This window comes from Laedolimicola ammoniilytica (genome assembly GCF_025567165.1).
Lineage (GTDB): Bacteria > Bacillota > Clostridia > Lachnospirales > Lachnospiraceae > Laedolimicola > Laedolimicola ammoniilytica.
The window spans coordinates 24,224-34,224 of sequence record NZ_JAOQKC010000004.1; the positions used below are offsets into that span (position 1 = coordinate 24,224).

Genomic DNA, 10,001 nt, shown 5'->3' on the forward strand with positions numbered 1-10,001 from the left:
AAGAACAGAAAGAAGGTGGGCCGTGTACTACACGCTGTACATAGACGTGTTTTTCCTGGAAAATCTGCTGACGGATTATCTGCTGCTGACGGTCACGGGTCGGATCCTGAAAATCCGGATCCCGACGGTGAAAAGGATTCTGGCGGCGGGAAGCGGAAGCCTGGCGGTCTGTCTCGTCTACCTGGCGGGTGGGCAGGACAGCATCACAGGAAAACTGATCCTGTACGGAGCCATAGCGCCCGGGATGGTCTTCCTGAGCCTTCCGGGGAGCGAAAGGCCCCTGTACGGGAAAGCCGTATTCTTGCTTTATCTGAACGGCTTTTTACTGGGCGGCCTCTTTGGATGGCTTCGGGGCGCAGTCGCATTTCCGGTCTATCCGTTCCTGTTCTTCACGCTTGTAAGCTATGAACTTCTAAAGCTGCTGCAAAAAGGCATCTTCCGGCAGCGGGAACAGGAACAGGACATCCGCTCCGTCACCATTCGATACGGGAAAAACACCTGCACCGTCCGGGCCCTTCTGGACACGGGCAACCGTCTTACGGATCCGGTCTTCGGAAAGCCTGTGAGCATCCTCACAGAGAATCTGAAAGACAGGCTCCTTGGAGGGACGGAGCCGGTCTGGTACCCGATTCCCTACCATAGCGTGGGCCGAAAGAACGGATATCTCCCGGCCTTTTACGCGGACGAACTGGAGGTCGAGACGGGAGACGGCGTGAAGCGTCGCACGGAAAAGCCATTGCTTGGCGTTACCAAAGAACCACTTTCTTCTACCGAAAATTACAGTATGATTCTGCATCCGGCGCTGGCGGAAAGCTCTGCCCGCGCGGGAGCGGAAATGAGAGTGGGAGGAACGAGATTCGATGCTAATCAAAGTGGCAATTCCAAATCAGGTTCAGTTAAAGCTGATCCCGAGCTTTTCGACACTTTTTGTGGGAAAGAAAAATGAGATTCATTATATCGGCGGAGCGGAGGTGCTTCCGGCGCCCCTGAACGCGGAGGACGAGGCCCGGGCCATCGCGCGGCTGGGAACCGAGGAGGGCGGAGAAGCCCGTTCCCTTTTAATAGAGCACAACCTGCGTCTGGTGGTCTACATCGCGAAAAAATTCGACAACACCGGCGTGGGTGTGGAGGATCTGATATCCATCGGGACCATCGGCCTTATCAAGGCCATCAACACCTTCAACAGCGGGAAAAACATCAAGCTGGCCACCTACGCCTCCCGTTGTATCGAAAATGAGATCCTGATGTATCTGCGCCGCAACAACAAGACCCGCCTGGAGGTCTCCATCGACGAGCCCCTGAACGTGGACTGGGATGGCAATGAGCTGTTGCTGTCAGACATTCTCGGCACCGACGAAGACATCATTTACCGGGACATCGAGACCGAGATGGAGCGAAAACTGCTTGACAAGGCCATTGAGACCCTGTCGGAGCGGGAACGGACCATCGTGGAGCTGCGCTTTGGCCTTAAAAATCCCCACGGCGAGGAGATGACCCAGAAGGAGGTGGCCGATCTCCTGGGAATCTCCCAGTCCTACATTTCCAGGCTGGAGAAAAAGATCATCCGGCGCCTGAAAAAGGAAATCATGAAATACGAGTGAGTCAGAGCTCCAGGTAATTCTGCATACACCGGAGCGCGTTCTTTTCCAGACGGCTGACCTGGGCCTGGGAGATGCCGATTTCGTCTGCCACCTCCATCTGGGTCTTGCCCTGAAAGAAGCGGAGCTCAATGATATAGTGCTCGCGCTCCGACAGCTTTTTCATGGCTTCATTCAGGGAGAGCTCCTCCACCCAGAGCTCCTCCCTGTTTTTCTTGTCGCTAATCTGATCCATCACATAGAGGGTGTCGCCGCCCTCGGTGTAGACCGGTTCATAGAGACTCATCGGGCTCTGAATGGCGTCCAGAGCGAAGACAATGTCCTCGCCGGGGATTCCGATTTCCGCCGCGATCTCGCTTAAAAGTGGTTCTCTGGCGAACTGCCGGGTCAGATTTTCTTTGGCGTAAATGGCTTTGTAGGCAGTATCCCGAAGGGAGCGGCTGACCCGGATGCTGTTATTATCCCGGAGATAGCGGCGGATTTCGCCGGCAATCATAGGCACCGCATAGGTGGAAAACTTAACGCCCAGAGTGCTGTCGAAATTGTCGATGGCCTTCATCAGGCCGATGCAGCCGATCTGGAAGAGATCGTCGGCATTTTCGGAACTTCCGGAAAAGCGCTTGATTACGCTTAAAACCAGGCGGAGATTTCCCTTGATATAGAGCTCCCGTGCGTCGGCGTCACCCGCCATAATCCGTTCCCACAGAGCATCCTTTTCTTCCTGATTCAAAATCGGCAGCTTCGCTGTATTTACGCCGCATATTTCTACTTTATTCAGTGCCATCTGGTAAATGCCTCCTGTAAATCCTTGATATTCACAAGATTTCCCAAAGAAAGGTTTCTATGCGCAATTTTCTGAAATAAAAAAAATATAAGGCCTTGACAAAACAGATTCAATTTTGCAATGTATACATAAAAAATTGCAAAGAAATAGTGGCTAGAAACAGAACAAAGTATGATATGCTAACAGCAAGTAAGGGGATGGTTAAGTGGATGTAAAATGGATTGTGACAGATATGGATGGCACGCTGCTGAACAGCAGAGATGAGATCACCGAGCGGACAAAGAAAGCCCTGATGGCCTGCCAGGAGAAAGGAATCCGACTGATTCTGGCCAGCGGCAGGAGTTATGTCCGCCAAATGCCTTACGCAAAGGAGCTTAAGCTTCGGGAGTATGGAGGCTGCCTGATAGAGAATAACGGACTGACTGTCAACGATATGACTCCGGGAGGGCGGCATAAGCTAGCGTATCTGGGACAGAAGGATGTCGAACGTCTCTTTCCCATTTTGCAGAAATGGGAAGTGGAGATTCAGGGTTACGAGGACGACGGCGTCTACTACTGGATTCCAGACTGGCAGCGCCCTCTAAAAGAACAGGAACGTCAGAAAAAAGGATATCCGGACGACTATCCGCTGGTGGCAGGAGCATGGGGATGGATAGGGGAGAATATCAACAGCTATCCGAGGCAGATTGAGATTTGTACAATGGAAGAACTTCCGATGAAACTCAATAAGATGAACGCTACAGACCGGGAGGGTCGGATTCACGAGTTATATCAGTTCTTTGAAAAAGAATTTACCGGACAATATGAATTCGTGCGGACAGGCCCCAGGCTCATTGAGATTTCCCCGAAGGGGATCACTAAGGGACAGACCCTGAAGCGCCTGATGGAGGCGGCGGGGATCCGGCCTGAAGAGGTCATGGCCTTTGGCGATGGCGAGAATGACGTGGATATGTTCCGCACAGTAAAATACGGGATCGCTGTTGGCAATGCGGCGGATTACGTGAAGGAGCATGCCTTTGACGTGACAGCAACCAACAACGAAGACGGAATCGCGGCAGCGCTTGAGAAATACGGAGTTATATGACATGAAAGATACGCCGAAACCGAGACAGATTGAGATTTTCAGACTGCTGATGACATCCGGCGTGCCGCTGGATATCAATCTATTAAAAGAAAAGCTGCAAAAAAGCGAGCGGACCATCCGCTATGACATACAGGATTTGAAACGCATCTGCCAAGAATACGGAATTGAGATTGGCTACCTGACGAAGAAGGGGTATTTCATCCCGGCAGCCCAGAAGCCGGAATGCTCGGCACTGCTGGTACAGTGGGACAGCGGAGGAAAAAGCAGCTTCGTGGACGGTGAGGAAGAAAAGCGGTTCACAAGCCTCTTCTTTTACCTGTTTGTGCAGAAGGGCTATGTGACAGCCGAGAAGCTGGCCGAGGTGTATCTGGCTTCCAAGTCCACGCTGACCCGGGGACTGGGACGGCTGGAGGAATATTTCGGCAACAGCTTTACCCTGGAGATCCGAAAGGCCCAGGGTTACCGCCTGAAGGGTGACGAGCTGACACTCCGGAAAAAGGCCGTGGAGCTTCTGGCGGCCCGGTTCCAGGGCAGCTATACGGCGGACGACTGGTTCCTGCTTCTGCCTGAAGAGCTGAAAAGCAAAATCAGTATCCAAAATATCCGGGATATCAGCCGCAGTATCCGTCAGGTGAACGGAAAGTATAATATCTGGATTTCCAATACCGCTTACCTGAATCTGATGAGCTACTGCATCGCACGGCATGTGCGCCTCCCGGTGCTGGAAAGCACTGGAGAAAAGCCGGAAGAGCAGGAGGCCTACGCGTCCGAGCTTCTGCGGGAGCTCTCGGCGGAGGAGAAGACCAGGGAGACAGCCCGGGAGCTTTCGTGGCTTCAGGAAGTTCTTCGTGATTATGAAATCAGCACCGAGGGCTATCGGGTCAAGGACGAGATTCTGAAACGCATCATGAGACGGATCATGTCTTATCTGGAAAACGGGGAAGAGCGAGAAAGCTTCGAGCTTCAGAGCCTCCGGCGGGACTTGGAGGAGCACCTGAAAAATTACTTGACCATGAGTGGATCAGACCGGCAGGAAGAAGAGAATGCCTATGTGCTCCAGGAGATTCAGGAATACTATTATTCCTATTTCCAGCTGGCAGAGAAGCTTGCGGAAATTATCGAGGACGAGATCGGGCAGAAGCTCGGCGTGATGGAAATCTGCTATCTGGCAGTTTACTTATATAAAAATGGAATCCAGGCGGAGAGCGAACGGAAAAATGTCATGGTGGTCTGCGCCACCGGTAAGGGCCTGTCCCATTTCCTGACGCTCCGTATCAAGCATGTATTCCCGATGCTGAATGTGGTGGGACAGGTTTCCCCCTATCAGCTTTTAAAGGCCAGTGATCTGAAGGGCGTGGATTTTGCCATTTCCACGATTCCGTTGGAAAACAGCGTGGTGCCGGTGGTGAAGATATCCGGCGTGCTGCTGGCGGAGGACATTCAGAGAATCCAGGATTTCCTGAAATACGGCAAGCTGGTGGACGACATTCCGATGAAGCAGAAGAATGAGGCGTCGTTCCAGGCCAAACCGGATATTACGGTATCGGCGCAGCTGAGCCAGAAGAATTCCGGTGAAAATCTGGCCGAGGCGGCTGGAACCATGAGCAATCTGATTCTGGCGCTTCTGGAGTATGTGGCCAAGCTTCCGCCTCAGATTCGCATAAGCCGGGACGCCATGCTGGGTCTGGTGATTCATATGAGTATGGCGGTGAAGCGCTGGCTGTCCGGGGAGGTCACCGAGGATCCCACCGGCGAATTTAACCAGGAGTATTACCGGGTGAAAAAGGAATATCCGGATGTGTTCCTGATTATGGAAAAATTCTTCGAAATGGCGGAAAATACGCTGCAGGTAAGGATACCCATTTCAGAGAGAACCGCGTTCTTTCTGTATATCATAGAGGAGGAATAGACATGAAAAGCCTGTTAATCAAAAACGGACAGCTGCTTGCCCCAGCAAACGGCTATCGGAGAGACAAAAAAGATATTTTCGTGAAAAACGGAAAAATCGAGAAAATTGGTGACAATCTGGATGTGGAAGCAGAGAAAGTCATCGACGCAGAAGGCGCTATCGTGACGCCTGGCTTCATCGATATCCATACGCACTGCTATCCGAAGGCATTTTTGGGTCTTGACCCGGATGTGCTGGGCCTGGAGCGGGGCGCCACCGCTATTCTGGACGCGGGAAGCAGCGGAGCCGACAACTATGAGGACTTCCGTGCCAATTACATTGATAAGGCAAAGACCAAGGTATTTACCCTGTTAAATGTATCCAAAGAGGGACTGATCCGCGGCCATGAACTGGACAGCATGGACAAGCTGGACGAGGCAAAGGTAAAGGCCACAGCAGAAAAGTACAGTGACAACATCGTAGGCCTGAAGGCCAGAGCCAGCCAGAGCGTTGTGGGAGAGATGGGGCTTACCCCCATCGCGGAGGCTGCCCGGATCGCCCATGAGATCGAGAAGCCGCTGATGATTCATGTGGGCAATTATCCGCCCGCGCTGACGGATGTACTGAAGCTGGTGGACGAGGGCGATATCATCACCCATGCTTACCATGGTAAGAAGGGCGGCATCCTGACCGAAGAGGGCGAAATCATCCAGGAGGCGAAGGACGCCAGAGCCAGAGGCGTGCGTTTCGACGTGGGACACGGCGTGGCAAGCTTCAGCCTCCGTGTATACAAGCAGGCGCTGCTTGACAATTTTGACTGTGATATGATCTCCACAGATCTGCATGTAGAGAACTACAATGGACCGGTATACAATATCGCCAGCGTTATGAGCAAGCTCATCAACTGCGGCGAGAGCCTGGATCAGGTGGTGCATAAGGTTACTTACGTACCGGCTAAGCACTTTGGCCTGACAGGTCTGGGAGAATTAAAGGAGGGCTGCACGGCAGATCTGAATCTTCTGACCCTGGACGCCTGCGAGGAGGAAATTGCGGATTCCATCGGCGATACCATCATCCTCAAGAATAAAATTACAGTAAGAAAAACCATTTACAGTAAGGGAGAGCAAAGTGAAGTATTTAGAAAAAGCATTGGAAATGAATGAAATTGACGCGGAGCATCGCGAGAAAACTATCCGGGAGTACGAAGCGGCAAAGGAGAGAATCAAAAATCTGCCGCTTACCTTAAGTGATGACGCCGACGCTATGCTCAGCAACCACCTGGTGGCGCTGATCAAGCGTATTTATACGGGACATTTCGTGGATCCGATTGAGGAGGAAATGATGAACGAGGTATCCGAAGAGGCATGGAAATATGCCCACATGATTGTAGACCCGCTTTTCGAGGCCCATGGCGTGCCCATTGACAAAAGCGAAGTATTCCTTGTGGGAACCCACATGGAGATGGCGATTGCATCGGCGTCAGCCGTTCAATAAAGAAACAGGAGAAGGAGGAAACACTCGATGAAAGAAGTATTAGTTGTAATCGGCCACCGCATGGGCAAAGGTCAGGCGGTAGCAAGAGGCGTAGAGAAGGCCGGAGGTAAGGCGATTGTAATCCCGGGCATGGCAGCAGATATGAAGCTTGGCGATGTGATGAAGGAAAACAACGCGGATCTGGGTATCAGCTTCTGCGGAAGCGGCGGAGCAGGCGCTCTGACAGCTCAGAACAAGTACGGCTACAAGGCAAAATACTCTCTTCGTTCCGTAGAGGCTGCATGCACAGCAGTGAAGGAAGGCTGCCAGGCAGTCGGACTTGGTTTTATGGACACAGAGGAACTGGGTGAGCGTGTCGTACAGGCATGGCGTGAAGTACACGGAGAAGAGTAAAAATGTTTGGAAAGAATGCAGAACGAATCGATACCTTTAATGGAAAACAGCTTTTGGAGGAGATGGATCATGAGATGATCCTCACCATGACCGGCGGCTCCCTGGAAAATGCGGTAGGCAATCTGTTTCAGCTGATGCGTAAGCAGATTTTCCAGGAGATATCCTATCCCATCGTTCAGATGGAAGCAAAAGAAGTGTACTTCGATGAGGTACAGGTTCAAAAAGAGACCGAGCGTTTTATGTTTCTTTTCATGCCGAGAGAAAAGATGACTTTTACCATTACCGCGAGGATTGTGGTAAGAGTGAAATATCTTAAAATCACGAAGGAGGATTTTTAACATGTTACAGATTATCATTTATTCCGCAATCATCGGTATCATCGGTGGCGGATGCATCGCAGCGGGTGCGGCCCGTATGTTCCATGCACCGGAGATTCAGTCCATGGGTGCGTTCCGTACCTTAGGTGAGTTGAATGCCTGCAACGGTGATCCGATTGCACATTTTTCCTTTGGTCTGGGATTTTTCTTCTCAGCTGCAGCTTCCGCAGTAGCAGCAGGTTCCCTGACACAGGATGTTATGCACCGTATCGTGCCGAACTGGAGTGCCGCTGCCCTGCTTGTTAAAAACAACAAGGTAGAAGAGACCGTTCAGAATCCGCGCAAGATGATGATGGCCGGTTCCGTTGTCGGCGGTCTGGTTGTTATTTTCCTGAACACGATGGCAAGTATTATCCCGGAGAAGCTTTCCCTGATCGCTTCCGAGGTACTTGGACCGGCTACCACCTGGCTGATTAATCCGGTCATGCCTGCAATCTTCTGGCTGGCAGCCATTGACGCCGGTAAGACCACAGGTATGTGGGGTACTGTTCTGGGCGGCGTATCCGCGCTGATTACCGGAAATGCAACTCCCGGTGTTGTACTTGGTATCCTGATCGGTAAGTCTGCTGAGGAGAACGGTTACAAGAGCAAGGTTGTTCAGATTCTGATCGCCATCGTTGTAATTCTGTTCGTTGCCATTGCATACTTCAGAGGCTTCTTTGGCAAGTTTTAATTAGGGAGGAAGAGAAAGATGGAAGACAAGAGAACATTTGGTCAGAAAATGGACGAATTTCTGATGAAGGACAGCACCTTTATCCTTCTGGTAATCGGAGCTGCCGCAGCAATTTTTGCCGGAACATATATGTACATCAGCTTCGGTACAGGCGCATTCAATGATATTTCAATCGTAGCTATGCTGAGAGACGGTATTGACACAGGAGATTACGCAGCGGCTGCAGCATTTGCCGCAGGCTTCCTGATTGCACGTATCCTGGAAGGCCCCCTGGTAGGTCTGATGGATATCGGTGGCTCTCTGCAGACTGGTGTAGGTATCGGTCTGCCGGCTCTGTTCCTTTCCATGGGATGGAAGCTGCCGTTCACCAACTTCTTTACCGCGCTGATTACAGGAGCTATCATCGGTCTGGTGATTGGCGGAATCGTTATGCTGGTTCGTAAGCTGATGCCGGAAGGCGTAGCAGTAGGCGGAACTTCCGTTATGATGGGCGCAGGAAACGCCACAGGACGTTACTTGGCTCCGTTGATTGTACTGGCAGCTACCAGCTACAATGTATACGCAGGTCTGGGCGCTATCATCGGCTCCGCTATCTTCTATAAGTGGGGCAAGGAGATGACCGGTGGTGCCATCCTGGGCGCTATGATTCTGGGCGGTATCTTTATTCATTAATAAAAAACATACGGGTGCAGGAGCAAAAAGCTCCTGCGCCTGGATTTAAACTTGACAGAAAGTGCGAAATGAAATCCGGACTGGGGCGGGAAAGAAAAACGTCGCAGATTCGGGAGGAGAGAAAAATGACAGTTTATGAAGAAATCGGACTTCCGCGCGTGATCAATGCCAGCGGCCGCATGACGGTGCTGGGCGTCTCCACCATCAGCGACAAGGTGGCAAAGGCAGCCGTAGCGGGCGGACAGTCTTATGTAGTAGTAGAAGATTTACTTGACAAAGCCGGAGAGATTATTTCCCGGTACACCGGCGGAGAGGACAGCTGCCCCACCGTATGCGCGTCCGCGGCCATTGCCCTTTCTGTAGCAGGAATGATTTCCAAGGGAAAGAAGACGATCATGGATCGTCTGCCGGATTCCACCGGACTGGCCAATGAGATTATCCTTCAGAAGGGTCATGCCATCAATTTTAACGCTCCCATCGAGACCATGCTGCGTCTGGGCGGCGGCGTGCCCGTGGAGGCGGGCTGCGCGACGGAAGTAGTCGTAGAAGATGTGGAAGAGTTAATCAATGAGAAGACGGTTGCGCTGCTCTATGTAAAGAGCCATCACTGCGTACAGAAGGGTATGCTGGATCTGCCGACCATGATCGACATTGCCCATCGTCACAATCTGCCGCTGATGGTAGACGCGGCTGCAGAAGAAGATTTCCGCAAGTACATCGCCATGGGCGCCGACCTGGTATGCTACAGCGGTGCCAAGGCTCTGGAAGCGACCACATCTGGCTTTGTCACCGGTAAGAAAGAGCTCATTTCCTATATTAAAAAGCAGTATCACGGTGTAGGACGTGCCATGAAGGTGGGAAAAGAGGCCATCATGGGACTGCTGGCAGCTCTGGAGCAGTATGAGAACAAGGACAAGAAAGCTGAAGTAGAAAAGAATGTCAAGATTGTGGATTGGCTGGTGGACGAGATCAACCAGATCCCGAACCTGAAGGCACAGAAGATTCAGGACGAGGCCGGACGGGCGATTTTCCGTGCGC

General features: G+C 51.8%; 12 protein-coding genes. 11 read left to right on the forward strand and 1 reads right to left on the reverse strand.

Translation table 11 applies throughout. The features are described 5' to 3' along the window. Window positions 1-22: 22 nt before the first annotated feature. Complete coding sequence (locus tag OCV63_RS03820) at window positions 23-946, forward strand: sigma-E processing peptidase SpoIIGA (RefSeq protein ID WP_158362117.1); 924 nt, start codon at window positions 23-25, stop codon at window positions 944-946. After that, on the forward strand, window positions 861-1,601 hold the full coding sequence (sigE, locus tag OCV63_RS03825) for an RNA polymerase sporulation sigma factor SigE (protein ID WP_158362119.1): 741 nt from the start codon (window positions 861-863) through the stop codon (window positions 1,599-1,601). Before OCV63_RS03820 ends, sigE begins: the two co-directional genes overlap by 86 nt. Window position 1,602: 1 nt before the next feature. On the opposite strand, the gene sigG is transcribed toward sigE, so the two are convergent. After that, on the reverse strand, window positions 1,603-2,382 hold the full coding sequence (gene sigG / locus OCV63_RS03830) for an RNA polymerase sporulation sigma factor SigG (RefSeq protein ID WP_158362121.1): 780 nt from the start codon (window positions 2,380-2,382) through the stop codon (window positions 1,603-1,605). Window positions 2,383-2,587: 205 nt separating this feature from the next. Between sigG and OCV63_RS03835 the strand changes: the two genes are divergently transcribed. The 9 genes from OCV63_RS03835 to OCV63_RS03875 all read left to right on the forward strand — a co-directional run. Then, complete coding sequence (locus OCV63_RS03835) at window positions 2,588-3,466, forward strand: HAD family hydrolase (protein ID WP_158362123.1); 879 nt, start codon at window positions 2,588-2,590, stop codon at window positions 3,464-3,466. Between the two features lies 1 nt (window position 3,467). Beyond that, window positions 3,468-5,375, forward strand: a complete 1,908-nt coding sequence (locus OCV63_RS03840; RefSeq protein ID WP_158362125.1) for a BglG family transcription antiterminator — start codon at window positions 3,468-3,470, stop codon at window positions 5,373-5,375. Window positions 5,376-5,377: 2 nt separating this feature from the next. Then, entirely contained in the window at window positions 5,378-6,517 is a 1,140-nt protein-coding gene (locus OCV63_RS03845; protein WP_158362127.1) for an amidohydrolase/deacetylase family metallohydrolase, read from the forward strand. Continuing rightward, window positions 6,483-6,848 carry a PRD domain-containing protein gene (locus tag OCV63_RS03850; protein ID WP_158362129.1) on the forward strand — a complete coding sequence of 122 codons (366 nt, stop codon included), beginning with the start codon at window positions 6,483-6,485 and terminating at the stop codon, window positions 6,846-6,848. Before OCV63_RS03845 ends, OCV63_RS03850 begins: the two co-directional genes overlap by 35 nt. A gap of 27 nt (window positions 6,849-6,875) precedes the next feature. Further along, a complete protein-coding gene (locus OCV63_RS03855) occupies window positions 6,876-7,241 on the forward strand; it encodes an SFCGS family glycine-rich protein (RefSeq protein WP_158362130.1) in 366 nt (121 codons plus the stop codon). A gap of 2 nt (window positions 7,242-7,243) precedes the next feature. Further along, the gene (locus OCV63_RS03860; protein WP_158362132.1) at window positions 7,244-7,579 is read left to right on the forward strand and encodes a DUF4312 family protein; all 336 of its coding nucleotides are present in this window, start codon (window positions 7,244-7,246) and stop codon (window positions 7,577-7,579) included. A gap of 1 nt (window position 7,580) precedes the next feature. After that, window positions 7,581-8,291 carry a DUF4311 domain-containing protein gene (locus OCV63_RS03865; RefSeq protein ID WP_158362134.1) on the forward strand — a complete coding sequence of 237 codons (711 nt, stop codon included), beginning with the start codon at window positions 7,581-7,583 and terminating at the stop codon, window positions 8,289-8,291. Between the two features lie 18 nt (window positions 8,292-8,309). Further along, window positions 8,310-8,963, forward strand: coding sequence for a DUF4310 family protein (locus tag OCV63_RS03870; protein ID WP_158362136.1), 654 nt, complete (start codon window positions 8,310-8,312; stop codon window positions 8,961-8,963). A gap of 125 nt (window positions 8,964-9,088) precedes the next feature. Continuing rightward, on the forward strand, window positions 9,089-10,001 hold a 913-nt coding region (locus OCV63_RS03875; protein WP_158362451.1), incomplete at its 3' end, for a DgaE family pyridoxal phosphate-dependent ammonia lyase.

Coding starts and splice junctions, on each gene's coding strand:
- OCV63_RS03870 (WP_158362136.1), top strand. CDS start 8,310: ATGGAAGACAAGAGAACATTTGGTCAGAAAATGGACGAATTTCTGATG.
- OCV63_RS03840 (WP_158362125.1), top strand. CDS start 3,468: ATGAAAGATACGCCGAAACCGAGACAGATTGAGATTTTCAGACTGCTG.
- OCV63_RS03855 (WP_158362130.1), top strand. CDS start 6,876: ATGAAAGAAGTATTAGTTGTAATCGGCCACCGCATGGGCAAAGGTCAG.
- sigE (WP_158362119.1), top strand. CDS start 861: ATGCTAATCAAAGTGGCAATTCCAAATCAGGTTCAGTTAAAGCTGATC.
- OCV63_RS03860 (WP_158362132.1), top strand. CDS start 7,244: ATGTTTGGAAAGAATGCAGAACGAATCGATACCTTTAATGGAAAACAG.
- OCV63_RS03845 (WP_158362127.1), top strand. CDS start 5,378: ATGAAAAGCCTGTTAATCAAAAACGGACAGCTGCTTGCCCCAGCAAAC.
- OCV63_RS03865 (WP_158362134.1), top strand. CDS start 7,581: ATGTTACAGATTATCATTTATTCCGCAATCATCGGTATCATCGGTGGC.
- sigG (WP_158362121.1), bottom strand. CDS start 2,382: ATGGCACTGAATAAAGTAGAAATATGCGGCGTAAATACAGCGAAGCTG.